Genomic DNA, 25,431 nt, shown 5'->3' on the forward strand with positions numbered 1-25,431 from the left:
GTGAATATCCCTTGATTCTCGCCACGAAGGGTGAGACGCTGTCCCACGGGTACACAGAGGGTGATACATACAGAACCACGGAGAACATCTGAGATGGCCCGAGCCACCCGCAGCCCCGCCCGCACCGCCACCGGCGGCATCGCCCTGCTCGCGACCCTCGTCCTGACCTTCTCGGCGTGTGGCCCGACCGTCGTGGCCCCGCCGGCCAACCCGGTGCACGCCCGGGCGGTGTCGACCAACCCCGACGACCGCACCCCGCACATCCTCGACGGGCAGGTGTACGCGGTGATCGACCTGGGCGACCGGGTCATCGTGGGCGGCGAGTTCACCCGGGTGAAGCGGTTCAACCACCCCACCGTCCATGCCCGCCGCGGCCTCTTCGCCTACGACAAGGCCACCGGCGCCATCGACACCAGGTTCGCCCCGGCCCTCGACCGAGGCGGGGTGCGCGACATGGTGGTCAGCTCCGACGGTCGTCTGGTCATCGGCGGCTCGTTCCAGACGGTCAACGGCCGGCCCTACGTGGGGCTGGCCAAGATCGACCTCACCACCGGGGCCACCGACACCGGGTTCCAGGGCACGACCAACGGCTGGGTCAACACCATGGCCCTGCGCGGCGAGCGGCTGTTCATCGGCGGCACCTTCACCAAGGTGGGCGCCACCAACCGCTACCGCCTCGCGGCGGTGAGGGCCACGACCGGCGTGGTCGACCCCGGCTTCAACGTGCCCGTCGACCTGGCCCTGCGGGGCGCCCCCAACGTCTGGCGCCTCGACGCCACGAGGAACGGGTCGAAGCTGGTCATCACGGGCAACTTCACCCGCGTCGGCTACCAGCCCCGCGCCCAGGTGGCGATCATCGACGTGGGCGCCTCGTCGGCCCAGGTGAGCACCTGGGCCACCACCGCGTACCGGGGCGGGGTGTGCAGCCCGAACGTCGACTACTACGTCAAGGACGTCGACATCGCGCCCGACGACTCGTTCTTCGCCATCGTCACGACCGGAGCCTGGGGCGGTGGACTGGCCACCCTCTGCGACACCGTCGCCCGCTGGGAGATGGGCCGCACCGGCGGGGGTCAGCGCCAGACGTGGGCCGACTGGACCGGCGGGGATTCGCTCTCGGCGGTCGCCGTCACCGGACCGGTGATCTACGCCGCCGGACACCAGCGCTGGGCGAACAACGAGAACGCCCCCCGGGCTGACGCCAAGGGCCCCGGTGCCGTCGACCGCCCCGGCATCGCCGCCTACCGGTCGTCGGACGGGTCGGTGCTGCCGTTCGCCCCCGACCGCGAGCGGGGCCTCCAGGTGGGCACCATGACCCCCACCGACGAGGGCCTCTGGATCGGCAGCGACTCGAGCCGCATCGGCGGCGAGTGGCACCCGCGCCTTGCGTTCTTGCCCCGTTGAGGCACCGCCGATCGGGCACCGGATCGGGCCCGGGGTGGCCAGTGGGGTCGCGGCCCTGTGACCTCGGAGCCGACCCCTCGCGACCGGCGGGTGCTGCTGGTCTGCTCCACCGGCGGGCACCTGGCCCAGCTGCTGTGCCTGCGCCCGTGGTGGGCAGCCCTCGATCGGGCGTGGGTCACCTTCGACCGGGCCGACGCCCGCTCGCACCTCGCCTCGGAACGCACCTGGTGGGCCCACCACCCCACCACCCGCAACCTGCCCAACGCGCTGCGCAACCTGGTGCTCGCCCGCCGGGTGCTGCGCGACGAGCGCCCCGACGTGATCGTCAGCAACGGGGCCGGCGTGGCCGTGCCGTTCTTCCTGCTGGCCCGGCGGATGGGCATCCCCACCGTGTACGTCGAGGTGTTCGACCGGGTCGACAGCCCGACGCTCACCGGACGCATGTGCCGCCCGCTCACCGACCTGTTCTGCGTGCAGTGGGCCGAGCAGCAGGCCTTCTACCCCCGCAGCGTCGTGATCGGGCCGCTGCTGTGACGCCGCGACCCGTCCCCTCGGCGGTCGAGGGCACCGGCCCGCTCGACGTCGTCGTCACCCTCGGCACCGACCACCACCCCTTCACCCGTCTCGTGGAGTGGGTCGACAGGTGGGCCGCGGACCACCCCGGCTCGGTGTGCGTCATCCAGCACGGCACGGCCCCGGCGCCGCGCCACGCCGAGGGCCACGCCGTGCTCGACCCGGCGGTGATCCCCGCCCTCATGGCGCGCGCCCGGGTGGTGGTGGGCCACGCCGGGCCCGGCACCGTGCTCGACGCCCGGGGCGCCGGGCGCCTCCCGGTGATCGTGCCGCGGCGAGGCCATCGGGGCGAGGTCGTCGACGACCACCAGGTGAGCTTCGGCCGGTGGATGGACGACCGGGGCCAGGCCGTCTGCGTCACCGAGGAGGCCGACCTGCGCCGCCACATCGACGCCGCCGTCGCCGACCCGACGGCCTATGTCACCACCGCGGGCACCGATCGACCACCCGCGGCGGTCACCCTCTTCGGCGACCTCGTCGACGGGCTCTTGGCCCGGTGAGCGCCGCCCGGCCCAAGCCGCCCACCCCCGACCGTCCCGTCGTCCTCTACCTCGGCGGCTCGGGGCGCAGCGGCAGCACCCTGCTCGAGCGCCTCCTGGGCGCGGTGCCCGGCGTGACGACCCTGGGCGAGGTGGTCCACCTGCCGACCCGGGGGCTGGTCGAGGGCGAACCCTGTGCCTGTGGTGCGCGCCTGGCGAGCTGTGCGTTCTGGGGTGAGGTGGGCCGGATGGCCTTCGGCGGGTGGGACCAGGTCGACGGTCCGGGGTGGCAGGCCCTCCAGCACCGCGTCGACCGCAACCGCCACCTGCCCCTGCTGGCGGTGCCGGTGCGCGCCGGGTTCCGCCGCGACCTGGCCGACCACGTGGCCCGCCTCGAGCGCCTGTACCTCGCCGCCGCCCGCGTGTCGGGCGCCGCGGTGCTCGTCGACTCCTCCAAGCACGCCTCGACCGCCTTCGCCCTGCGCCACCTGCGCGCCGTCGACGTCTGCGTCACCCACATCGTGCGCGACAGCCGGGGCGTGGCCTACTCGTGGACCAAGGAGGTGGCCCGCCCCGAGCAGCAGGACGGCCTCATGCCCCGCTACTCACCCGCCAGCTCCGCCGCGTGGTGGGACGCGTTCAACGTGATGCTGGCCGCCCTCAGCGCCACCGGCACCGCGGTGCACCGCCTGCGCTACGAGGACCTGCTGGTCGACCCGGCGGCCACCCTGCGCGCCGTGCTGGCCCCCACCGGTCTGCACCTCGCACCCGGGTGGGACGCCTTCTTGACCCCCGACGGCGCCCGGCTGGGCGCCAGCCACTCGGTCGCCGGCAACCCCATGCGCTTCGGCACCGGCACGGTGCCGCTGCGCCGCGACGACGCCTGGCGCGAGGCGCTGCCCGCGGCGGACCGACGGGTGGTCACGGCCCTCACCGCTCCTCTGCTCTTCGCCTACGGCTACACCCGGCGGCCCCAGTGACCGATAGGGCACCCGTGGACCACCCGGCGCGCCCCGACGGCGACGAGCAGCGACCCGACGAGGCGCGCCCTCCATCGGTGACGGTGGTGATCGCCACGCGCGACCGCCCGGTCCTGCTGCGTCGAGCCGTGGCCTCGGTGCTCGCCCAGCGCTACGACGGCGACCTCGAGGTGCTCGCCGTGTTCGACCAGTCCGAGCCGGAGGCCGACCTCGGTCGCGACGAGGTCACCCCCGAGGGCGCCCGGCGCCGGGTGCGGGCCCTGCGCAACGTGCGGGTGGCGGGCCTGGCCGGCGCCCGCAACACCGGGCTCACCGCCGCGACCGGTGACCTGGTCGCGTTCTGCGACGACGACGACCTGTGGCTGGCCAACAAGCTGACCGCCCAGGTCGCCCTGCTCGTCGCCGACCCGGCCCTCGAGCTGGTGACCGCCGGAGTCCTCGTCGCGGCCCGGGGCCGGGTGTCGACCCGCGTGCTCGACCGGTCCCGCATCACCCACGCCGAGCTGCTGCGGTCGCGGGTGTCCGAGGCGCACCCATCGACCTACCTCGTCCGGCGAACCGCGGTGCTGAACGGCATCGGCCTCATCGACGAGGAGCTGCCCGGCAGCTACGCCGAGGACTACGACTTCCTCCTGCGCGCCGCCCGGCGGGCCGATGTCGGCGCCGTCAACCTGCCGCTGGCCAAGGTGTTCTGGCACCGGTCGTCGTTCTTCGCCGAGCGCTGGCAGACCATCGTCGACGCCCTCGACCACCTCGTCGCCGCCCACCCCGAGCTGGCGACGGTGCCCGCCGGGCTGGCCCGCATCGAGGGCCAGCAGGCCTTCGCCCGGGCGTCGATGGGCGACCGACGCGGCGCGTGGGTCACGGCGCGACGGGCCCTCGGCCGCGACCGGCGCCAGCCCCGGGCCTGGCTGGCGCTGCTGGTGGCCTCGGGAGCGGTGCGCTCGGAGTGGGTGCTGCGCGCCCTGCAGGCCGGCGGCCGGGGCATCTGATGGCGGTGGCCGGAGCGCTCCGCGACCGTCGCGCCCCGCTCGGCGCGACCGGCCTGAGCGGGAGGACCCGCCGGATCGACGAGGTGGCCCCCGGCCTGGCGCGCGGTCGGGCGACCGGGCGCCCGGCGGGGCGGGTCGCTCGCCTGCCTGCCCACTGGCCCATCACGCTGTGCATCGGCGGGTTCCCGCTCTGGTGGGCCCTGGGCGCCGGGGCCCTGATCTGGCCGGTCTTCGCCGCCCCGCTGGCGGTGCGGCTCATCACCCGCCGCCGGCCGATCCGGGTACCGATCGGCTTCGGGCTGTGGCTGCTGTACCTCGTGTTCGTGGTGCTGTCGTTCACCGCCCTCGACAGCGGCGGGCTGCCGTTCGCCTACCTGTGGCGGTTCGCCAACTACGCCTCGTGCACCGTGTTCTTCCTCGCCATCGTCGGCTCCGACGAGGACGAGATCCCCTCCGCGCACCTGGTGCGGCTGCTGGCCGGGTTCTGGGTCGTGGTGGTGATCGGGGGGTGGTTGGGCACCCTGCTGCCCGACGGATCGCTGCCGAGCCTCACGGCGCGGCTGCTGCCGGGGTCGATCGCGTCGAACGAGTTCTTCCAGGAGCTGGTCACGCCCGGCTTCGCCCAGGTGCAGGACATCCTCGGCTACCCCCTCGGACGCCCCAAGGCGCCGTTCGTCTACACCAACGACTGGGGCTCGGCCTACGCCCTGTTGCTGCCGTTCTTCTTCCTGTCGTGGCTCCAGGCGCCCGACGCCCGTCGTCGTTCGCTGGCCTACCTGCTGCTGGGGGCGTCGCTGATCCCGGTGTTCATCTCGCTCAACCGTGGCCTCTGGCTCAGCCTGGGCATCGCGTTGATCTACGCCGCCGGGCGCTCGGGCGACGTGGCCCGCCTGGCCCGCAAGGCGCTGCTCGCGCTCGTGACCGTGGGGATGCTGGTGATCGTCTTCACCCCGGTGGGCAGCATCGTCGAGGGCCGGGCCGAGAACGACCACAGCTCCAAGGGGCGCACCCTGCTCTACGAGGCCGCCTTCACGACCACCCTCGAGAGCCCCGTCATCGGCCTCGGCGGCCCCCGGCCGCTCCCCGGCGACCGGATCTACCCCAACATCGGCACCCAGGGCATGTTCTGGACGGTGCTGGTGTCGACCGGGTACGTGGGGCTGGGGGTGTTCCTGGCCGCCTGGCTGCGCCTGATCTGGGAGACCCGCGCCGGGCCGTCGATCACCTTCTGGTGCCACGTGGTGCTGATCGTGGGCCTGGTGCAGATCCTCGTCTACGACATGATCCCGTCGTCGCTGCACATCGTGTTCATCGCCGCCGCCCTGGGCTTCCGTGCCGTCCGCCACGGCGCGGAGGACGAGGAGGCCGACCTCAGGACCGGCGACGACCGGCCGCTGGCGGTGGGCCGATGACCCCGGCCCTGCGCTCGGACGCCACCGCCCTCGACGCCGTGGTCGCCCTCCTCGCACCGGAGGGCGCGCCGGCAGGGCCCCGGCGCGCCTACGCGGTGCTCCCCCGCCCGACCCGGCCCCGCTACGTGCTACCCGCCGCCGGGCGCGCCGCGGGCGCCACGTTCATCCGACCCGCGGCCGACCCGCGACGAGACGTGCTCACCCGGCTGGTCCTGCGCCCGGCGCTGCGCCTCGGTGCGGCGCGCCTGGTGCCCGGTCGGGTGCGGGTCGCGGACGGCACCGATGCGGACCCGAGCCTGCGCCGCCACCTGGCCGCCCTGCTCGGCCGGGCCGACATCGACCTGGCCGTGGCCCTCGGCGCCCCCCGCCCGAACCGCAAGCCGGTCATCCAGGCCATCGGCGGCGACGGGGCGACGGTGGCCTGGGTCAAGCTCGGCGTCGACGATCACACCGACCGCCTCGTCGCCCACGAGACCGACGCCCTCACCCGTGCGCCCGGAGATCCCGTCGTGACCCCGAAGGTGCTGGCCTCGGGTTCGTGGCGGGGCCACCGCCTCCTCGCCCTCGCCCACCTGGAGATGACCGAGACCGCCAACGACCTGGCCCTCACCGCCCCGGTGATCCGGGCCATCGCCGGGCCCACCACCCACGAGGAGGCCACGGCCAGCGCGTGGTGGCAGCGGCTGCGGACCTCCGTGGCCACCCCCGGCACCGACCCCGACGGCCGCATCGGCGCCCTGCTCGACGACCTCGACGTGGCCCTGGGCGCGCGGTCGTGGCCCTTCGGCACCTGGCACGGCGACCTGGCCCCGTGGAACGCCACGTGGGAGGGCGACCGCCTCCACGTGTGGGACTGGGAGCGCGCCGGGGGCCCGGTGCCCCTCGGGCTCGACCTGGTGCACAACCGGGTGCAGGTGGCCCTGCTGCGCGACGGCGCCGATCTCGCGCTCGCCGTGGGGACCGTCGTCGCCCGCGAGGCCGACACCCTGGTGGCGCTCGGCTACGGGCCCGGCGAGGTGCCCCTCGTGATCTCGGCCTACCTCGCCACCCTGCGGGTCCGCTACGCCGAGGACGCCCGCACCGGGTCCCTCGGCCCCGGCGGTCCCATCGCCCGGGCCATCGACGACGACGCCGATCCCACGTTCGGCCGGAGGGCTACCAGCACCCCATGACCGCCCCCTCGACCTCCCCGTCGCCCGCCGCCGAGCCCGACCGGAGTCCCTCGGGTCGCCCCAAGACGGCGCCGAAGGTGCCCGAGATGGTGCGCTACCGGCTGTTCCTGGCTGCGCTGCGCGGCGCCCAGTACGTGGCCCGCCCCACCGCGGCGTGGCGGGTCGAGCCCGACTTCCTCATCGTCGGCGCCCAGCGCTCGGGCACCACCACCCTCTACCGGCTGCTGGCCGACCACCCGGCGGTGCGCTTCCCGCGGCTGACCAAGGGCGCGCACTGGTTCGACGTCGAGTACCACCGCTCGCCCGGGTGGTACCGCTCGAACTTCGCGCTCCGCGCCGTCGTCGCCCGCGACGCGGCACGCGTCGGTGAGCAGGTCGCGGTGGGCGAGGCCGCGCCGTACTACGGCTTCCACCCCTTCGCCCCCGCCCGCATCGCCGAACAGCTCCCCCGGGTCAAGCTGGTGATGATCCTGCGCGACCCGGTGACGAGGGCCTGGTCGCACTTTCACCACGAGCGGGCCCGGGGCTGGGAGCCCCTCGCCGACTTCGGCGACGCCATCGGTGCCGAGGCCGCCCGCCTCCGCGGCGCCGAGCTCACGCTCGCCCAGCGACCTGGCCGCCACCTGGCTCACCAGCACCAGTCGTACGTGGCGAGGGGACGCTACGCCGAGCAGATCGCGCGCCTGTGGGCTGCGGTAGGACGCGAGCGGGTGCTGGTGCTCTACACCGACGACCTGGAGCAACGCCCGGACCCGACCCTCGACCGCCTGCACGACTTCCTCGGCCTCAGCCGACGCCAGGTGACCCCGGGGCGGTGGAACCCACGGAGTGAGGGCTCGATCCCGGCCTCCGCCGCGGCCCAGATCCGCGCCGCCACCGCGGAGTCCGACGCCTGGCTGCGCGCCGAGCTCCCCACGCCGCCCCCGTGGACCGTCGCGCCGTGACCGACCTCGTCCCCGGCCCCGCCGGACCCACGGCCGTGGTGGCCTCGGAGGACCCGGGCGACCCCGGCGGCCGGGCCCTCGGCCGCTCCAGCCTGATCAACCTGGCCGGATTCGGCGTCTACGGCCTGTGCAACTTCGCCCTGATCGTGGTCATCACCCGCCAGCTCGGCAACGCGGGGGCCGGGGCCCTGCTGCTGGCCATCGCGGTGTTCAACATCGTGGCCCGCTCGGCCATGGCCGGCACCGACCTGGCCCTCGTCCGCTTCACCAGCCGGTTCCTCGCCCGAGACCGCCACCGCGAGGTGCGCCACCTCTTCCGCATCGCCCTCGTCCCCGTCGCCGCCGTGTCGGCCACCGCCGCTGCGGCGCTGTTCGTGGTGGCCGAGCCCCTCGGCCGCCTGCTCACCTCCGGCGGCGAGGAAGCGGGGAGCTCGGCCGACGACCTGACGACCTACCTGCGGGTGCTGGCGCCGTTCATCCCGGTGGCGACGGTGTACCAGGTCATCGAGGGCGGGTCGCGGGGGTTCGGCACCATGGTGCCGGGCGTGGTCACCGAGCGCCTGGGCCGCGCCGCCTCCCTGCCCGTGCTGATGCTGGTGGTCATCGGTGCCGGCGGCGGCACGACCGCCGTCGGGCTGGCCTGGGCCGGCCCCTACGCCGTGGCCCTGGTGCCGATCGCGCTGTGGACCACGGTCCTGGTGCGCCGGGCCGAGCGGTCGCTCAGGGACCGCCTCGACCCGCCGGGCACCCCGGCGGCGACACCGCTCGTCGGGACCGGTGACCTCGACGGCCTGGACGCGTCCCCCGGCGCCGGCGCGGCAACCGGTGGGGCCGTTCCCGAGCCCGCCGCCCCCACCGCCGGCGTGCCGGAGCCGATCGCGGGCCGGGAGCTGCGCCGCCGCTTCTGGGCCTTCGCCCTCCCCCGGTCCTTCGCCGGGGTCTTCGCCCTCACGATCCTCTGGGTCGACGCCCTGATGCTCGGCGCCCTCGAGTCGACCGAGTCGGTCGGCGTGTACACCGCCGCGACCCGCTGGCTGATCGTCGGGAACGTGGCCGGCAACGCCGTGGCCATCGCCTTCGGCCCGCAGATCGCCGCGGTGCTCGCCACCGACGGCACCGACGGGGCCCGCCGCCTGTTCCAGTCCGCCACCGCCTGGCTGGTGCTGCTGGCCTGGCCGGCGTACCTCACCGCCATGGTCTTCGCCCCCTTCCTCGTGACCGCGTTCGGCGACGGCTTCGACGAGGGGGCCACGGTCATCGTGATCGCCGGCGCCGGGTTCCTTCTCGCCGCCGCCGCCGGCCCCATCGACATGTTGCTGCTGATGGCGGGGCGCAGCCGTCTGAGCCTCATCAACACCGGCATCGCCCTGGCCGCCAACATCGGCGCCAACCTGGTGCTCATCCCCCACCTCGGCATCCGTGGCGCGGCGCTGGCCTGGACCCTCAGCCTGGTGGTGGCCAACGCGGTGCCGATGGCCCAGATGTGGAAGCTGCTGGGCATCTCGCCGTTCGGGGCGCGCAGCCTGCGGGCCCTCGCCATCGGCGCCGGCGTAGGGGTGGCCCTCGTCGCCTCCCGCGCCGCTCTGGGCGCCACTCTGCCCGGGCTGCTGCTGGGCGTGACCCTGGGCGGAGCCGTGCTGGTCGTGGGCGTGGTGCACAGCCCCGACCGCATGGGCATGGCCGACGTGCTCCGCAGGGCCGTCACATGACCGACCTCACCACCACCCACCGCTCCCCCGGAGGACACCCCCATGGCCGCTGAACCGGCATCGGTCGAGCTGGGCGACTACCTCGGGGTCATCCGCCGGCGCTACGTCGTCGTCGGTGCCGCGGTGGCGATCTGCGTCCTGCTCGGCGCCGCCTACGGCCTGACCCGCCCCGACGTCTACCGGGCCAACGCCCAGATCGCCCTGCCCGCCGCCACCGACACCCAGACCCCCGCCGCGGTCACCGCCGAGGTGCAGACCGAGCTGGCGGTGATCCGCTCGGAGCTGGTGGCGGCGCGCGCCGCCGAGGCGATCCCCGGTTCCGACGACACCCGCACGCTCCTGGGGCGAGTCAGCGTGGAGGCCCCGCCCGACGCGCGGATCCTGATCGTCTCCTACGCGGCGGCGGGCCCCGAGGCGGCCCAGCGCGGGGCCCAGGCCTTCGCCGAGGCGTACCTGGCCCAGAAGGAGTCCGAGCAGAGCGCCACCATCGAGACCCGGGGCGAGACCTTCCGCGAGCGCATCGCGTCGGTGGAAGAAGGGATCGACGCCCAGGTCGCCCTGCGCGACGACGCCGAGGAGGGCAGCGCCGAGGCGGCGCAGGCCCAAGACGAGATCGACCGGGCGTCGACCACGCTCAGCGACCTGACCGGCCAGCTCACCGAGCTCGAGAGCACGCTGGTCGACGGCGGCACCATCATCACCCCGGCCCGCCTGCCCCAGGGTCCGCAGCCCCGTGGCCTGGCCCGCACCCTGGCCGCCGCCCTCGCCGCCGGACTGCTCCTGGGGCTGGGGGCCGCCTTCGTCCTCGACCGCCTCGACACCCGGTTGCGGGGCGCGGCCGACCTCCAGCGCGCCCTCGGCGTGTCGGTGCTGGGCAGCATCCCCACCTTCCCCGAGCGTCACCGCCACCCCGGCACCCGCCTCGTGACCGTGCACGCCCCCGCCGGGCTCGAGGCCGACGCCTTCCGACGCCTGCGCACGTCGGTGGTGCTCGCCTCGCGCGACCAGGAGGTGCGCACCCTCGCCATCACCAGCTCGGTCGCTGATGAGGGCAAGACCACAGTGGCCGCCAACCTGGCCGTGGCCCTGGCCCAGGGGGGCCGCAAGGTCATCCTCGTCTCGGCCGACCTGCGGCGAGCCGGCATCGAGGAGCTCTTCGACCTGCCGGCCAGCCCAGGGCTGAGTGACCTGCTCCTCGGCCACCGGACGATCGACGAGGTCGAGCACCGCGTCGGTGACCTCACCATCATCACCCGTGGATCACCGGTCGAGAACGCCACCGACCTGCTCGGCTCGGAGAGCTCCACTCGTGCCCTGCTCGAGCTGGCCCAGGGCTTCGACCTCGTCATCATCGACACGCCGCCGGTGCTGGCCGTGGCCGACGTGTTGGTGCTGGCGCCGCTGCTCGACGCCACGCTCATGGTCGTGTCCCTGGCCCAGGCCAGCACCGCCCAGGTCGCCGAGGCCGGCACCGAGCTGACCCTGGCGGGGGCCAAGGTGCTCGGCGCCGCCATCAACAACGACGCGGATTCCCGCCGGCGCTCGGCCAGCGCCTCGGCCTACGGCATCCGCTCCTGACCCCGGCCGTCGGCCTCGCCTGGGCTCGGTGCAGCTCATGTCACCCCGTGTGCGTGCCGATGGTCGCGGTGCCGCGCCTCCGAAACGTGCCTGTCGGTCAGATTTCGACTACTCTCTGTGGCCGATCGTTGAACGCAAGGGGAACCATCCGTGACGCTGACACAGGCCGCCACCAACCTGAGGGTCGATGCTGCCGCCGACGTCGTCGCCGGCACCGACCCGCGGCCGCCCCGCATCGACCCCAAGCTCGCCCTCGGCGCCGCCGATCTCACCACCGTCATGATCTCGATCCTGGCCTGCACGCTGCTCACCGTGCCCGCCGTCCGGGACACCAACGCCCGAGGTGATCTGCTCTTCCTCCTCCTGGGCGGGGCCACGTTGCCGCTGTGGCTGGCGATCTTCTCGGGCCAGCGGCTCTACAACATCCGCTTCATCGGGCGCCGCATCGACGAGGTCCGCCGCATCGTGAACGCCACGTTCCTCGGCTCCATGGGCGTGGCCCTCGTCGGGTTCTTCGGCGACGTCGAGCTCCCGCGGTCACGCATCGTGGTGCTGTTCGTGACCGTGACGCTCCTCGTGTCGATCGAGCGGGAGATCGCCCGGCGGGTCTTCGCCGCTCTCCGCGGCCGTGGCCGCCTGATCCGCAACGTGGTGATCGCCGGCGCCAACCCCGAGGGCCGTGAGCTGGCGGCGATGCTGCGCACCGATGCGTGGCTCGGCTACCGGGTGCTCGGCTTCGTCGACGACACGGTGACCGACCCCGAGCCCGTGCCCGGCGTGCCGCTGCTGGGCACCGTGGCCGACGCGGCCGAGATCCTGCGCTCGCGTCGGGGGGCGTCGGTCATCGTCGCCGCCTCGGCCATCGAGAGCACCACCACCAACCGCCTGGCCCGCGACCTGCTTGACCGCGGCGTCCACGTCGAGCTGTCCTCCACCCTGCGCGACATCGCCTCGCAGCGCCTCGTGGTGCGCCCCCTCGGCCGCTTCCCGGTCGTCTACGTCGAGCCCGTGCAGCGCGACGGCTGGCGCCGCACGGCCAAGCGGTCCTTCGACATGGTCCTGGCCCTCTCGGCCCTCGTGGCCACCAGCCCCCTCGTGGCCCTGGCCATGGTCGCCATCCGCATCGACACGCCCGGGCCGGTCCTGTTCCGCCAAGTGCGCGTGGGGCGCAACGGGCGTCCGTTCCAGGTGCTGAAGCTGCGGACGATGGTGGCCGACGCCGAGGCCCGCCGGCGCGACCTCATGGCCGACAACGAGGCCGACGGCCCGCTGTTCAAGATGCGCGATGACCCCCGGGTCACCCGCGTCGGGGGCTTCCTGCGCCGCACGTCGATCGACGAGCTGCCCCAGCTGTGGAACGTGGTGCGGGGCGAGATGAGCATGGTCGGGCCCCGCCCCGCGCTGCCCCACGAGACCGAGGCCTGGGACCCGCTGCTCACCCAGCGCCTGCGGGTCACGCCCGGCATCACCGGCATGTGGCAGGTGAACGGGCGCAGCGAGTCGTCGTTCGAGGACTACACCCGCCTCGACCTCTACTACGTCGACAACTGGTCGCTGCTCATCGACCTGGCCATCCTGGCCAAGACCATCCCCGTCGTCCTCCTCCGCAGCGGCGCCTCCTGACCCCGACGCACCGCTCCTCCTCGTCGAGCAGGGGATGGGCGCCGTGGCGGCCAGCGGTCTGTCAGGCATCAGCGAGACAGCCACGAGGTCGGCGAACGAGTCGCCATGACCGGCCCGACCAGCACCGACACGGCGCCCGCTCAGTCGTAGGTGGCCTCGAGGTGCCAGCGGCCGTGCTCGAGGGCGAGGAGGTGAGCCGAGCCGTCGCCCAGCACCACCTGCACCCGAGCCCGGCGGCGGGCCCGGTCGGGGTCCCACCACCGCTCCTCGGCAGGCCACGGTCCCGCCCAGCCGACCACGGGGTGGCGGCCCATCCGGCTCGGCGGGGCGCTGATGACGCCCCGACCCCCGACCCGGACCGGCTGGTCGGCGGCATCGAGGAGGTCGATCACCTCGGGCTCGGGGAACACCAGCGCCGGTGACGGTGGGGGAAGGCGCCCGGGCCAGGGGCCCTCGCCCCCGGGACGGGAGAGAGCCCTCTCCCCGGTGAGGTCGACGGCCGAGGTGGGGACCGAACCAATGCGATCGGCAGGCCCCCGGCCCCCGTTCACCTCGGGCACGGTCACCGCATCGGTTCCCAGCAAGGCGGCCACCCGGGCGAGGGCCCGGGCCGCGCCCTCGTCGATGCGGGTCTCCCCGCCCCAGAACCCGAGCTGTCGACCACGCGCCGCGGTGACCTCCTCGGGGTCGAGCAGGAGGCGGGTGATCCCGGCGGTGGGCCGATCGGCGACCGGCCCGTTGAGCCACCCGTCGAACTGCCAGCGGGCCCGCTCGGCCACCGCGGCGGCGGTGAGCCCACCCTCGTGGCGCCATGACCGACGGCGCAGCTCGCCGTGCTCGGTCTCCACCTCGATGCCGAGCCGCAGGCAGGCCAGGCCGTCGCACCCGAGGCGGGCGTGGAGGTCGTCGGCCAGCGCCACGGCGCGGAAGGCCAGGGCGTCGACCCGTTCGACCGGGGGGTCGATCTCGGTGCCCACGGCCAGCTCGGGGGCCGGTCGCCGGGCCGCGAGGGGGCGGGGATCGACGCCCCGGGCCAGGCGGTGGAGCAGCACGCCGTCAGTGCCGAAGCGAGCCAGCACGTCGGTGGCGGCCAGCGTGGCGAGGGATCCGAGGGTGCGGAGGCCGAGGCGACCCAGCACGTCGGCGGCGGCGTCGGCCTCAGCCGTGCCCAGGTGCACGGCGGCCACCGCGACCGGCCAGGAGGCGAGGAAGGCCGGGGTCTCCCCCGGGGCGATCACGGTCACCGGGCCGGACGCCGCACCGGGCGCGGCGCCGGGCGTCGGGCGCCGGGGCCGGTGCGCTGCGCAGGTGGCAGCGAAGATCCCGTCGGCCACGCCCACCCGCACCGGCGCGGGCCGGGGCAGGGTGGCGGCGAGGACCGCGACGATCCGCGCACCCAGGGCGGCGTCGCCCCCGTGGTAGCGCGACGGCCCTCGGGTGCCGACGGCGACCAGGCCGGGTCGGCTGACCTCGACCCGGGGGGTGATCGCGTCGAGGGCGGCCACCACCGGCTCGAAGGCGCGGGCGTCGCGGGCAGGATCCGATGCGACGATCAGCGCATCGGGGCTGCGGCGCTGGGCCTCACGGCGGCGAAGCCCGACCGTCACCCCGACGGCGCGGGCCGCAGCCGAGGCCGCCACCACCCGGTTGGCGCGGACCACCACCACCGGCTCGTCGCCGTCGTGCCCGGCGGCCACCACGGGCCAATCGGGCACCCGGGCGACGAGGCTCCGCTCGGGACGATCGGTCTCCTGCCCTCCCGCCGGCTTCACACCGCGTGGGCCCAGCCCGGGTCGGGAGGGCGGGTCGGGGTCGAGGCACGGGGAGCCTCGGGCGGGGTCGCTCCGGGCGGGTCGGTCCCCGTCCGGTGCGGCTCGGCCACGACCGGGACGGGGGCGCCATCGGCGCCGGGCAGCCACAGCTCGATGCGGCGGGGACGGGCCGCCCGGCGTCGACCGGTGGCCGCCACGACCAGGCGACGGGCCCGCAGGCGGCCGGCGCCGTCGGCCCGGTCGGCGGGGACGGCACCCCACCAGTCGGGCTGAGACGTCTGCAGGGCGATGTCGGGGGCCTCAGGCCACGAGCCCGGGCCGGGCAGCCGCACCAACACCCCGCCGCGGGTCCGCAGGTGGGCGCCCAACCGACGGACGTCGGCCGCCCGCACCTGACCCACCGGCCGCACCAGGAGGATCTCGACCGATTCGGCCAGGGTGACGACCACGGTGCCCCACCGCTCCGGTGGAGGCGAGGCCACCAGCACCGTGCGCGACAGCACCAGGCCGGCCTCGGCCGCCGCCACCAGACCCAGGTCGGCGGCGCCGACGGCCACCGTCCACGATCCGGCGGCGGAGGCGGCCGCCACCAGGCCGAGGGCCAGGCTGGTGGCGCCGGGGCCGGCGACCTCCACCGTCGATCCCCGGGGCAGGGCGCCGTCGGGCAGGAGCGGGGCCAGAGCCGCCGGCACCGGCAGCGAGCGCTCGGCGGCCAGGGTGACCGGACGGGTGCGCTGTTCCAACAGGTCGAGGGGCACGACCGGGCGGGAGGCGGGGACCGGGGCGGACATCATCACCTTCAGTATCGAACATGCGTTCGCATCCGGCAAGGGCTCAGGTCGAGGAGCGTCCACTCCGTCGGATGGCGATTCGACGTCGATTCGCTGACCGACACAACCTGCCTCGCACCCATGACGGCCGTCCGCGGGCGATTCGCTGTCGATTCGCTGGCCGACGAGTGACGACGACGCCCTGCGACCTCACGGTGCGGGGTCGGGCTCCTCGACATCGGCCTCGACATCGGCATCGGCATCGGCATCGGCCGGCGGGTCGGCCGGCGGGTCGGCCGCGTCGGTCGCACCATCCACGCCGGTCGCATCGTCCGCGTCGGCGGCGGCCTCCGACGACGCGGCCGTCGACGCCGAGCCCCCGCCCGATGCGACCATCGCCTCGGCCGCGGCGTCCGACCCGGTCCGGGCCGGCTCGTGATGAGGGTCCGGGGCGGCCGTCTCGGCTGCGGCGACCTGCTCGACGAGCTCCCCCTCGGTCTCGGGCTGGTCGGCGTCGGGGACCACCACCTCGTCCTCGGCCACCGCCGGGTAGTGGATGAAGAGGCTCTCGATCACCTCGCGCATGCCCGCCGGACCGTGGTCCTTGATCAGGTCGACGGTGATCACGCTGCCGTTGACGTGGACGGCCTCGATCCCACCGAGGGCGAGCAGGCGCCGAGCGATCTCGTCGGGCGGGCGGTCACCCCGCACCTCGGTCCCCGCCAGGTAGCGCTCGTGCCCCATGCCGGTGAGCGCCCGGTTGGTCTCGAAGCGCACCATCCCCGGGTTGGCGATCGAGGGCTTCTCCACGACGACGATCGGCTGACCCATGGCCGGGCAACATACCTGCTGAGGGGTCAGACTCTTCCGATGGCCGCCGGCGACCTCAGCTGGGGGCGACACTTCCTCTGCTGTCGCCCGACCCACTTCGGCGTCCTCTACGAGATCAACCCCTGGATGCACGCCGAGGTCGCGGTCGACCCCGACCGGGCCCTCGCCCAGTGGGAGGGCCTCGTCGCCACCCTCCGCCGCGCCGGCGCGACCGTCGATGAGATCACCCAGGACGAGGAGGTCCCCGACCTCGTCTTCACCGCCAACGCCGGCGTCGTGTCGGGGTCCACGTTCGTGCCCGCGCACTTCCGCCACCCCGAGCGCCAGCCCGAGACCGAGCGCTTCGCCACCTGGTTCGCCGACCGCGGCTTCTCCGTCGAGCGCCTGCCCGCGGAGCTCGGCCACGAGGGTGCCGGCGACGCCCTCCCGTTCGGCGCGGATGACCGCGGGTCGGCCCCGGTGCTGCTCTCGGGCTACCGGTTCCGCTCCGACGCAGCTGCCACCACCCCCCTCAGTGTGCTCACCGGCGCCATCGTCCGCCCCCTCGAGCTGGTCGACGAAAGGCTCTACCACCTCGACATCACGTTCTGCCCGCTCGATGACCGCTGCGCCCTCTGCGCACCGGTCGGGTGGGACCGCTACGGCACCAAGGCCATCGAGTCGCTGGTGCCCGAGCCACTGTGGCTCACCGACACCGAGGCGCTCTCGTTCACCGCCAACTCGGTCGTGGTGGGAACCACGGTCGTCATGCCCGAGGTGCCACCGCGGGTGGGCCGCCAGCTCGAGGCGTGGGGCTTCGACCCCGTCGCCGTCGACGTCGGTGAGTTCCTGAAGGCCGGCGGGGCGTGCCGCTGCCTCACCCTCGCCCTCGACGTCGACCTCGTCGCCCCGACCGGCGGCCCCTGAGCGCAGCCGGGCGACGGGGGGGCTCAGGCCGAAGAACGGGACCCGACGCGGGCTGCCGGTCGGGGCCCGGCGCCCTCGGACGACAGCCGCGCCAGAGCCAGGATCGACAGCGCGGCGGCCACCAGGGCCAGCACGGCGTGCACGACGTAGAAGGGCACCGGGTGGTCGTTGACCAAGATGAGGGGGAGCCGCACGGCCCAGTACGCGAGCGACCAGCCCGCCAGGGCGCGCACCGCGGTGTCACCCCGGACCAACCGGCGCAGCACCGCGACCGCGGTGACCGCAGCGAGCACCACGAAGACCGCCACCGGCAACGTGGAGAGCACCTTCTCGCCGACGCCGAGCTCCTCGTCGGTCACGAAGAGCGGCACCCGGGTGATCCAGGTCAGCAGCGTCCACCCGGCCAGGGCGAGGGCGGGGACCCGGCTGCGGGGAGAGAGGACGGCGGCCACCCCCTTACCCTACGAGCGCGCCCGGGACTGCTCCCCACCGGAGCAGGGCCCTCCGGCGCGGGCACCGGACGTGGGCCACCGGGCGCGGCCCGTAGGCTCGGGCGGCACCCGACCCAGGGGGAGATGTGGAGCACCCACAGCCGATCCGGCCGGACCCGTCCGCCGCGAGACGATCGATGCGCTGCCCCCGGTGGGGAGCGGCGCTCGTCCTCGTCGTCTTGGCCGTGCTCGCCGGGTGCAGCACGGTCCGGGCGTTCACCGACCTCAGCTCCGAGCTGGAGTCCGCCGGCTTCACCTCCACGCAGGTCAACGTGTCGGGTGGCGACCCGGTGGCGCTCACCGTCCGGGCCGGCGCCCCCTCGGGCGACACGACCGACGAGGGCCACGACGCCGCCGCGGAGATCGTGTGGGACACGTTCCCGCGCCGCTTCGCCGAGGCCCGCATCACGATCGACGGCGACGGCCGCACCGTCACCCGGGCCCAGATGCAGGAGCGCTACGGCGACCGCCCTGCGAAGCTCGACGACGGCGGCGAGCTCTCCGACGACATCAACCGGGTGGGCATCGGCGTGCTGGTCGCGCTGCTGGGCGGTGGTGTCCTGGTGGTGGTCGTCGTCGGGCTGGTCGTCCTGCTCGTGGTGCGGTCGCGTCGCCGGGCCGCCGGTTCCCGACCCGGCGCCTACGGCCCACCCGGCTCGGAGATGACCCCGGCGCCATGGGCGCCGCGCCCGGGCGATGCGCCAGCCGGACCGCCGACGGGTCCGCCGCCCGAGCCGCCGCCCGAGCCGACGTCCGGGCCGACGGCGACGCCGACCGGTCCGGTGCCACCCGCCACGGGCTGGACCCCGGCCCCGCCGAACCCTGGGTGGGGCCCGGACCACGAGCGCGCCGCGACCCCTCCGCCGCCGCCGCCGTGGAGCGATCCGGTCACCGACGGGGCCCCTGGCGACGGGTCCCCGGACGAGGCGGCGCCCACACCGCAGGAGGCCCGGGCCGAGGCCCGCCGCACCGGGCGGCCGGTGCGCGGTCCCCGTCCGCCCGATGCGCAGCTGCCGCCCGGCTGGGGCTGACGGGACCCGCCGACCGCTACGGGAAGAGGCGCGGCTGGTCGGGGTGGTTCCCCGCCCGCACCGCCAGCCGGGCGATGGCCCGCTCGCGGGCGCCGGTGGACCACGGCAGGTCGTCGACGAACGCCCAGCTCACTCGGTGGATGGCCGTGGGTCCCTGGCCCCGGAGCGCCACCTTGTGCCGGGGGCACGGGTAGCCCTTGTTGGCGTCGAACTCGAAGCCGGGATGGGTGGCGGCCAAGCCTCGCATGATGCGGTCACGGGTCACCTTGGCCAGCACCGAGGCGGCCGAGATCGACAGGCAGGTCGCGTCTCCCTTCACGATGAGCCGGGTCGTGCTCGCGCCCACGAAGTCCCAGCGCCCGTCGAGCAGCACCGCCGAGGGGACGATGCCGAGCCCCGCCAGCGCCCGGCGGGCGGCCAGGCGCTGGGCCTCGGACATGCCGAGGGCGTCGCACTCCGCGGCGCTGGCGTGGCCGACGGCCCAGGCCCGGCACCACCCGGCCACCCGGTCGAAGAGGCGCTCGCGCTCGGGTTCGGTCAGGGCCTTGGAGTCGCGCACGCCGTTGACCCGACGGTCGGCCGGTAGCACGGCGGCACCGACGGTCAACGGCCCGGCCCACGCGCCCTTGCCCACCTCGTCCAGGCCGACGACGACACCGTGGCCCTCGGCCCACAGCTCGCGCTCCACGGCCAGCGACGGCGCCCCGCCCTGCAGGGCGCGCCGCATCCTCGGGCGGGGCCGGGTCGATGGCGAGCGAGTGGGCACGGCCCGACGCTACCGTTCCGCGATCCGCCCCCTCCGCTCGCTGCCCGTCCCGTCGTCGGCCCCCGCGGCCTCGCTCCGCTCCCAGGCGCGCCACCGGGTCGACGGTCGCGAGACCCGGCCCCGGCCGACCCGGTCGATCGGCTCCGCCGGGAGCATCCTGTCCATCGGCTCCGCCGGCAGCATCCTCTCCATCGGCTCCGCCGGGAGCATCCTGTCCATCGGCTCCGCCGGCAGCATCCTGTCCATCGGCTCGGTCGCCAGCATGGCCTCCATCGCGTCCGCCGGCTCGATCGCCTCGATCGGCTCGGCGGCCGGGATCGCCTCCATCGGCCGGAGCGGGTCGGTCGGTGCCCGCCCTCGACGAACCGCCCCCGATCGTGCGGTCCCGACCGTCGCGTGCGTGGTGGCCGTGGTCGCACTGGTCACCGTCCTCCGCGGAAACGCGTGACCGGTGACCGAACAGGACGCGCCGGCGCAGTCGGACCTCGAGCCCGGCACGCGCGTCGAGGTCCGCGACGGCTTCGAGGGCCAGTGGCACCGCGGGTTCGTGGTCGAGGAGATCGCCCCGGAGGGCTACCGGGTCCGGCGGACCTCCGACGACGCGGTGCTGCCGAGCGCCCTCCCCCGCCCGTCGGTGCGGCGCGAGCGGCGCAACTCGATGTGGTGGATCTGAGAAGCAGCGCCTAGCGCCCGACGCCTTCGCCCAGGGAGTCGATGAAGGTGTCGACGTCGATGGCGGTGAGCGTCAGGGTCTTCAACGTGCCCCGCGCGCCGAGGGCGGTGGCGACCCGGGCCATGGTGACCTCGTCGGGCGCCTCGAGGATGTTCAGGAAGTCGTACGGCCCGAGCAGGGCGTACTGCTCGAGCACCTTGACGCCCATGGCCTCCAGCTCGGCGTTGACCGCCTTGAGCCGCTGCGGGTCGTCCCGCAGCCGGGCCGCGCCATCGGGACCGAGGGTCGACAACATCACGTACTTGGGCATGCACCGAACCTACTCGCGCCCCGACGGCGCCCTCTCCGGGCCGGGGCGGCGCGTAGCGTGGCCGTCATGGCTCGTCGCGTCGACATCGTCCCCCACACCCACTGGGACCGTGAGTGGTACCGCCCCTTCCAGTCGTTCCGGATGCGCCTGGTCGACCTGCTCGACGGGCTGCTCGACCGCCTCGACACCGATCCCGGCTACGCCCACTTCATGCTCGACGGGCAGATGGCGGTGGTCGACGACTACCTCGCCATCCGTCCGCACGAGGCCGACCGGATCCGTCGCTTGGCGGGCTCCGGGCGCCTCACCCTGGGCCCCTGGTACATCCTCATGGACGAGTACCTCGTGTCGGGCGAGACGATCATCCGCGACATGGAGATGGGCCTCGACCGGGCTGCCGAGTTCGGCGGGGCCATGGAGCTGGGCTACCTGCCCGACATGTTCGGCCACATCGCCCAGATGCCCCAGATCCTGGCCGGCTTCGGCTTCGGCGAGGCCGTGGTGTGGCGGGGCATCCCGCGGGCCATCGACGCCCCCGCCTTCCGCTGGATCGCCCCCGACGGCAGCGAGGTGACCGCCGAGTACCTCGCCGACGGGTACTCCAACGGGGCCGTGCTCCCCGGCGACGCCAAGGAGCTGCTGTCGCGGATCTCGGACTGGGCCGACCGCCACGAGCCCCGCTCGGGTGACCCGCTGCTGTGGATGAACGGCACCGACCACCTCATGCCCCAGGCCGCCCTGGGCCGCCTGGTGGACGAGGCCGACGCCCTCTCCGAGGAGTGGGACCTGCGGGTGTGCTCGCTGGCCGATCACGTCCGGACGCGCGTCGCCGGGCTCGAGGCCGCCGCCGGCGGCCGCGCCGCGCTGCCGGCGTGGACCGGTGAGATGCGCTCGGGGGCCCGCACCAACGTGCTCATGGGCGTGACCTCGAACCGCGTCGACGTGCGCCACCGCGCCGCCCGGGCGGAGGTCGGCCTCGAGCGCCGGGCCGAGCCGCTGTGGGCCCTGTTCGCGGCACCCGAGGAGTGGCCCGACGCGTTCCTCGGCGAGGCCTGGGGCCTGGTCGTGCGCAACGCGGCCCACGACTCGATCTGCGCCTGCTCGGTCGATCCGGTCGTCGACGCCGTGCTCCACCGCTACGACGAGGCCATCGACCTGGCCGACGGCCTCACGGCCCGTGCGCTGCGCCACATCGGGGCCGCCGCCGGGGGCACCGGCGCGCTGATCTTGAACCCGGCGGCCCGGGCCCGCGCCGGGGTCATCGAGCTGCTCGTCGAGGAGGCCGAGGCCCCGCCCGGGACCCAGGTGCTCGAGGTCGTGGCGGGCCGGCGTCGGGTCGACGAAGGAAGCCGGGCCAACCTGGGCGAGGTCGTGGCCCGGGTGCTCGATCGCGACCCCACGTTGACCGAGGTCGAGATCGACGACGGAGGCGACGAGGTCACCGTCGTCGTCGGCGCCGGGAGCGGTGTCGAGCTCGACCGGCCCGCGGTGCGCGCCCGGGCCTCCCAGGTGGGCGCCGGCGGGCCACCGGCGACGCCGGTGACGGTGTGGCGCGACCGACCGGCATCGGTGCGGGTCGCGGCCCGAACGGGCGTTCGCGGCTTCACGTGGGCCCGCTGGCACCCCACCCCCCTCGAGGTCGACCCGGTGACCGTCGCCGTCGCGGCCGACGGTCGGGCGCGCCTCGCCAACGATCGGGTCACCGTGGAGGTGGATCCCGCCGATGGCACCTGGTCGCTCGACGGGGTGCCCGGCTACGGCCGCCTCGTCGACGGCGGCGACATGGGCGACACCTACAACTGGTGCCCGCCGGTCGGCGGCGACCTGCTCGTCGACCGCCCCGACGCCGTCGTGACCTCGGTCGCCGAGGAGGGCCCGGTGCGGGGCGCGGTCGAGATCGCCACCACCTGGACCTGGCCCGAGGCCCTCGACGAGGGTTCCACTCGCCGGGGACCCGATGTCTCGTGGGTCACCACCACGGTGGTGACGACGCTCACCCTGCACGCCGGCGAGGGCCTGGTGCGGGTGGCCACCACGATCGACAACCGCAGTCGCGACCACCGACTGCGGGTGCACCTGCCGCTGCCCCGCCGGGCCGACGCGTCGGCGGCCGGCTGTGCGTTCGCCACCGTCACCCGGGGGCTCGAAGCCGAGGGAGGGCCCACCGAGGTGCCGCTGGCGACGTTCCCGGCCCGCGACCACGTCACCGCCGGAGGCCTCACCGTCGTCGTCGAGGGCGTGGCCGAGTACGAGCTGGTCGACATCGGCGACACTGGCGCCGGCGCCCTCGCCCTGACGCTGCTGCGGAGCACCGGGCTGCTGTCGCAGGGCCCGATGGAGACCCGCCCGGTGCCGGCCGGGCCGGTGGTGGCCGCCCCCGGCGCCCAGCTGCAGGGGGTCACGACCGTGCGCTACGGGCTCGCCGTGGACACCGACGACCCCCGGGCTCTGGTGGACGATGCCTTCCTGCCACTACTGGTGGCGAAGCCCCGGGGCCCGCACCGCGCCGATGACCACACCGCGCTGGCCGTGGAGGGGGCCGAGGTGGGGTCCGTGCGCCGCCGGGGCGGGCACCTCGAGGTGCGGGTGTTCAACCCCACCGACGCCGAGAAGACGGTGACCGTCGACCGGCCCGGCTGGCGCGTCGACCTGCGGGGCCGACCGGAGGCCCGCCTCGACGGACCGTTCGCGCTTCGCCCGTGGGGCATCGCCACCCTCGCCCTCGACGAAGCGGGAGCCGCGATCGCGACCCGACGCTGATCATCGACCGGAGCTACCGGTGAGCGCCGTCGTCCGGAGCCGCGGCGTCGCGGTCCGACGGGGCCGGCTCATCGTCGTGCGAGACCGGTGCGCCGTCAGGTTCGGCCGGGGTCGAGCGCTGGGCGCGCCGGGAGTGCGGCCGACTCTCGTCGAGGGCGTCGAGGCGCCGTTCGCGTGCCTCGGTGCGCCGCTCGCGCACCTCTGAGCGCGGGCCGGCCCGGTCGACGTCGGTGGCCGGGCGCACCGCCCACAGCGGCACCCGGCCGATGTCCTTGATCTTGCGGGGCTTGAGCGACTTCCACGCGAAGCGGTCATCGTCGCCCACCACCCCGTGCACCTCGTCGGTGGTCACCACCGAGCCGGGGAAGGCGATGTTGACGATGCGACTGGCCAGGTTGACCACCGGGCCGTAGAGGTCGGCCTCGCGCCCGACCACCGGCCCGCACGCCAAGCCGACCCGCACGTCGGAGAGCGCCTCGTCCGCGGCGTACTCATCGGCGAGGGCCAGGCCCACCCGCACCGCCTCAGTGGGGTCGTCGAGGACGTACATGACCTCGTCGCCGATCATCTTCACGACCCGCCCCTCGAAGCTGGTGACGGTGTCGTAGGCGATCTCCTCGAAGCGTCCGACGATGCTCGCCAGGGTGTGCTCGTCGACCTGCTGGCTGAGGGTCGTGAACCCCACCAGATCGGCGAAGCCCACCGCCTTGACGTCCCGGTTCTCGCCGGTGTCGAGCTCGCGCACGATGCGGCGCCGGGCCGCGATCTGCAGGTGACGGCGCCAGACGTGCTCGATGACCTGGGTCATGGTGGGGAGCATGGTGCCGGCGAAGACGGCCAGCTCGGGGGCATCCGCGGCCCGTCCGGCCGGGTCGACCTCGATCGAGTCGACCATGGCGGTGGCCACCCGGGCCAGCGACCAGCCGATCACCCGGCTCATCTGGGCGGCCAGGTCGGGCTCGATCAGCCCCAGGTCCATGAGCCCGGCGATGGTGCCGAGCATCTCGGCGTCGACCTCGGTGAAGATCCGCACCCCCGGTCGGGGCTCGGGCAGGCCCAGCGAGCGCCACATGAGGGCGATCTGCTGGGCCGGCATGCCGGTGGCCGCGGCGATCTCCCCGAGGTCGTAGCGGGCCGGCTCGGGCACGGCGAAGCGCTCGATGGCGAAGAAGCCCAGCACCCCGGCCTCCTCGGCCCGGGCGACCAGCTCGTCGTCGACGCCGGTGTCGTTCAGCAGGCGCCGCAGCGTGGGCAGGCCGAACGCCGGGTCCGGGTCGAGCCATCCGGGATCGTCGTCGAGGGTCACCAGCTCCGCCTCGCGATCGTCGTCCTCACGATCGTCACCGAGGGCGCCGTCGTCACCGGCGGCGCCGTCGACGGGCAGGGACGGCGGCCCGTCGACGGCATCGGTCACGCCGAGGATCCTCCCGCGTCGGGGCGGCGAGTGCCAGATGGCCGTCGGGGTCAACGGGGTGGGCAGGGGCGAACGTCGGGGCACGGCCGGGGCCGGGTCAGGAGAACGAGCCCCCGTCGGGCGGTGCCGCCGGGCCGCGGTCGCCCTCGGGAGGAGCGCTCGGGCCGTCGGTGTCCTCGGACGGCCCGCCGTCGGGACCGCGCCGGGAGGGCGCATCGGGCCCGGGGTGCTCGGGGCGCCACACCGAGCGGGGCGGAGCGGCGACAGCGACCCCGCCGGTGCGCTCGGGCCCCTCCGCGCCGATGTCCAGCTCGTCGGGCGGGCGGACCGGGGCCAGCAGGGCCTCGCCGGTGCGGCCCGTGGCCCGCCAGGTCGGGTCGAGACCGGGGGCGGTGAGGACGGGTTCCGCGGTGACGCCGTCGAGGGGGTCGCCCAGCTCCCAGAGCACCGCCGGTCGCCCGCTGTGCCAGCGCACCGCGTAGGACAGGTGGCCCCACCGCGTCGGCGCGGCGTGGATCTCCCAGCCCCGCCCCCACCACTCCGACGGCATCCACGGCACGAGAGCGAGGCTGTCGGGCCGGTCGTCGACGAACAGCTGGGCCACGGCGGTCAGCAACCGGGCGGGCACCAGGCCGTCGTCGCCGACCCATCGGTCGGGGTCCGACCACGTCCAGGTGGGCGTCGCCCGGCGGAGCAGGGCCCACAGGTCGGGCGACGGGGCGCCCATGCGGGTCGTGATCACCGCAGCGGCCGCGAGGGCCCGGGGGGTGTCGGCCCGCCGGCCGCCATCGATGGATCCGTCGGGGCGGCCCGGCGGGGCGGCGGCGAGCACCGCAGCGGC

The 25,431-nt window shown here is 75.0% G+C and carries 23 protein-coding genes and 1 pseudogene; 16 read left to right on the forward strand and 8 right to left on the reverse strand.

Annotation, left to right across the window (positions count from 1 at the left end; all coding sequences use genetic code 11):
- Positions 1 to 93 precede the first annotated feature (93 nt).
- The 11 genes from VNL12_RS12235 to VNL12_RS12285 all read left to right on the forward strand — a co-directional run bounded on the left by VNL12_RS12235 (position 94) and on the right by VNL12_RS12285 (position 12,866).
- Positions 94 to 1,404 (forward strand): delta-60 repeat domain-containing protein, encoded by a 1,311-nt coding sequence (locus VNL12_RS12235; protein ID WP_325594933.1) that lies wholly within the window; start codon positions 94 to 96, stop codon positions 1,402 to 1,404.
- Between the two features lie 57 nt (positions 1,405 to 1,461).
- On the forward strand, positions 1,462 to 1,938 hold the full coding sequence (pssD, locus tag VNL12_RS12240) for a PssD/Cps14F family polysaccharide biosynthesis glycosyltransferase (RefSeq protein WP_325594935.1): 477 nt from the start codon (positions 1,462 to 1,464) through the stop codon (positions 1,936 to 1,938).
- On the forward strand, positions 1,935 to 2,477 hold the full coding sequence (locus tag VNL12_RS12245) for a glycosyltransferase (RefSeq protein ID WP_325594937.1): 543 nt from the start codon (positions 1,935 to 1,937) through the stop codon (positions 2,475 to 2,477). Before pssD ends, VNL12_RS12245 begins: the two co-directional genes overlap by 4 nt.
- Positions 2,474 to 3,436 (forward strand): sulfotransferase, encoded by a 963-nt coding sequence (locus tag VNL12_RS12250; protein WP_325594939.1) that lies wholly within the window; start codon positions 2,474 to 2,476, stop codon positions 3,434 to 3,436. The genes VNL12_RS12245 and VNL12_RS12250 overlap by 4 nt, the downstream gene beginning before the upstream one ends.
- Positions 3,437 to 3,450: 14 nt before the next feature.
- Positions 3,451 to 4,428 carry a glycosyltransferase family A protein gene (locus tag VNL12_RS12255; RefSeq protein WP_325594941.1) on the forward strand — a complete coding sequence of 326 codons (978 nt, stop codon included), beginning with the start codon at positions 3,451 to 3,453 and terminating at the stop codon, positions 4,426 to 4,428.
- Complete coding sequence (locus VNL12_RS12260) at positions 4,428 to 5,840, forward strand: O-antigen ligase family protein (protein WP_325594943.1); 1,413 nt, start codon at positions 4,428 to 4,430, stop codon at positions 5,838 to 5,840. The genes VNL12_RS12255 and VNL12_RS12260 overlap by 1 nt, the downstream gene beginning before the upstream one ends.
- Positions 5,837 to 7,012, forward strand: a complete 1,176-nt coding sequence (locus VNL12_RS12265) for a hypothetical protein (RefSeq protein WP_325594944.1) — start codon at positions 5,837 to 5,839, stop codon at positions 7,010 to 7,012. The genes VNL12_RS12260 and VNL12_RS12265 overlap by 4 nt, the downstream gene beginning before the upstream one ends.
- Positions 7,009 to 7,956, forward strand: a complete 948-nt coding sequence (locus tag VNL12_RS12270) for a sulfotransferase (protein ID WP_325594945.1) — start codon at positions 7,009 to 7,011, stop codon at positions 7,954 to 7,956. Before VNL12_RS12265 ends, VNL12_RS12270 begins: the two co-directional genes overlap by 4 nt.
- Positions 7,953 to 9,665 (forward strand): polysaccharide biosynthesis C-terminal domain-containing protein, encoded by a 1,713-nt coding sequence (locus tag VNL12_RS12275; RefSeq protein WP_325594947.1) that lies wholly within the window; start codon positions 7,953 to 7,955, stop codon positions 9,663 to 9,665. Before VNL12_RS12270 ends, VNL12_RS12275 begins: the two co-directional genes overlap by 4 nt.
- Before the next feature lie 42 nt (positions 9,666 to 9,707).
- Positions 9,708 to 11,243: a polysaccharide biosynthesis tyrosine autokinase gene (locus VNL12_RS12280; protein ID WP_325594949.1), complete on the forward strand. Its 1,536-nt coding sequence runs from the start codon at positions 9,708 to 9,710 to the stop codon at positions 11,241 to 11,243.
- A 150-nt stretch (positions 11,244 to 11,393) separates the two neighbouring features.
- On the forward strand, positions 11,394 to 12,866 hold the full coding sequence (locus tag VNL12_RS12285; protein WP_325594951.1) for a sugar transferase: 1,473 nt from the start codon (positions 11,394 to 11,396) through the stop codon (positions 12,864 to 12,866).
- Between the two features lie 140 nt (positions 12,867 to 13,006).
- Here the strand turns inward: VNL12_RS12285 and VNL12_RS12290 are convergent, their stop codons facing one another.
- The 3 genes from VNL12_RS12290 to VNL12_RS12300 all read right to left on the reverse strand — a co-directional run bounded on the left by VNL12_RS12290 (position 13,007) and on the right by VNL12_RS12300 (position 16,239).
- Positions 13,007 to 14,581, reverse strand: a complete 1,575-nt coding sequence (locus VNL12_RS12290; protein WP_325594953.1) for a DNA polymerase Y family protein — start codon at positions 14,579 to 14,581, stop codon at positions 13,007 to 13,009.
- Positions 14,582 to 14,634: 53 nt separating this feature from the next.
- Positions 14,635 to 15,432 carry a hypothetical protein gene (locus VNL12_RS12295; protein WP_325594955.1) on the reverse strand — a complete coding sequence of 266 codons (798 nt, stop codon included), beginning with the start codon at positions 15,430 to 15,432 and terminating at the stop codon, positions 14,635 to 14,637.
- A 186-nt stretch (positions 15,433 to 15,618) separates the two neighbouring features.
- A complete protein-coding gene (locus tag VNL12_RS12300) occupies positions 15,619 to 16,239 on the reverse strand; it encodes a hypothetical protein (protein ID WP_325594957.1) in 621 nt (206 codons plus the stop codon).
- Between the two features lie 39 nt (positions 16,240 to 16,278).
- Here VNL12_RS12300 and VNL12_RS12305 point away from each other — a divergent pair, with 39 nt between their 5' ends.
- Positions 16,279 to 17,145: a dimethylarginine dimethylaminohydrolase family protein gene (locus VNL12_RS12305; protein WP_325594959.1), complete on the forward strand. Its 867-nt coding sequence runs from the start codon at positions 16,279 to 16,281 to the stop codon at positions 17,143 to 17,145.
- 23 nt (positions 17,146 to 17,168) lie between these two features.
- Here VNL12_RS12305 and VNL12_RS12310 read toward each other — a convergent pair whose 3' ends face one another.
- Complete coding sequence (locus tag VNL12_RS12310) at positions 17,169 to 17,597, reverse strand: hypothetical protein (RefSeq protein WP_325594961.1); 429 nt, start codon at positions 17,595 to 17,597, stop codon at positions 17,169 to 17,171.
- Positions 17,598 to 17,773: 176 nt separating this feature from the next.
- On the opposite strand from VNL12_RS12310, the gene VNL12_RS12315 reads away from it, so the two are divergent.
- A complete protein-coding gene (locus tag VNL12_RS12315) occupies positions 17,774 to 18,667 on the forward strand; it encodes a hypothetical protein (protein WP_325594963.1) in 894 nt (297 codons plus the stop codon).
- Between the two features lie 16 nt (positions 18,668 to 18,683).
- On the opposite strand, the gene VNL12_RS12320 is transcribed toward VNL12_RS12315, so the two are convergent.
- A complete protein-coding gene (locus VNL12_RS12320) occupies positions 18,684 to 19,433 on the reverse strand; it encodes a ribonuclease HII (protein ID WP_325594965.1) in 750 nt (249 codons plus the stop codon).
- Between VNL12_RS12320 and VNL12_RS12325 the strand changes: the two genes are divergently transcribed.
- On the forward strand, positions 19,426 to 19,881 hold the full coding sequence (locus VNL12_RS12325) for a hypothetical protein (RefSeq protein WP_325594967.1): 456 nt from the start codon (positions 19,426 to 19,428) through the stop codon (positions 19,879 to 19,881). The genes VNL12_RS12320 and VNL12_RS12325 overlap by 8 nt on opposite strands.
- Before the next feature lie 3 nt (positions 19,882 to 19,884).
- A complete protein-coding gene (locus tag VNL12_RS12330; RefSeq protein ID WP_325594969.1) occupies positions 19,885 to 20,106 on the forward strand; it encodes a hypothetical protein in 222 nt (73 codons plus the stop codon).
- 10 nt (positions 20,107 to 20,116) lie between these two features.
- Here the strand turns inward: VNL12_RS12330 and VNL12_RS12335 are convergent, their stop codons facing one another.
- The gene (locus tag VNL12_RS12335; protein WP_325594971.1) at positions 20,117 to 20,416 is read right to left on the reverse strand and encodes a GYD domain-containing protein; all 300 of its coding nucleotides are present in this window, start codon (positions 20,414 to 20,416) and stop codon (positions 20,117 to 20,119) included.
- A gap of 66 nt (positions 20,417 to 20,482) precedes the next feature.
- On the opposite strand from VNL12_RS12335, the gene VNL12_RS12340 reads away from it, so the two are divergent.
- The gene (locus VNL12_RS12340) at positions 20,483 to 23,176 is read left to right on the forward strand and encodes a hypothetical protein (RefSeq protein ID WP_325594973.1); all 2,694 of its coding nucleotides are present in this window, start codon (positions 20,483 to 20,485) and stop codon (positions 23,174 to 23,176) included.
- Positions 23,177 to 23,189: 13 nt separating this feature from the next.
- Here VNL12_RS12340 and VNL12_RS12345 read toward each other — a convergent pair whose 3' ends face one another.
- The gene (locus VNL12_RS12345; protein WP_325594975.1) at positions 23,190 to 24,590 is read right to left on the reverse strand and encodes an adenylate/guanylate cyclase domain-containing protein; all 1,401 of its coding nucleotides are present in this window, start codon (positions 24,588 to 24,590) and stop codon (positions 23,190 to 23,192) included.
- Between the two features lie 97 nt (positions 24,591 to 24,687).
- Positions 24,688 to 25,431 (reverse strand): annotated as a pseudogene (locus tag VNL12_RS12350) (hypothetical protein); the annotation flags it as partial.

Origin of the sequence: Iamia sp. (assembly GCF_035575815.1) — a bacterium.
GTDB lineage: Bacteria > Actinomycetota > Acidimicrobiia > Acidimicrobiales > Iamiaceae > Iamia.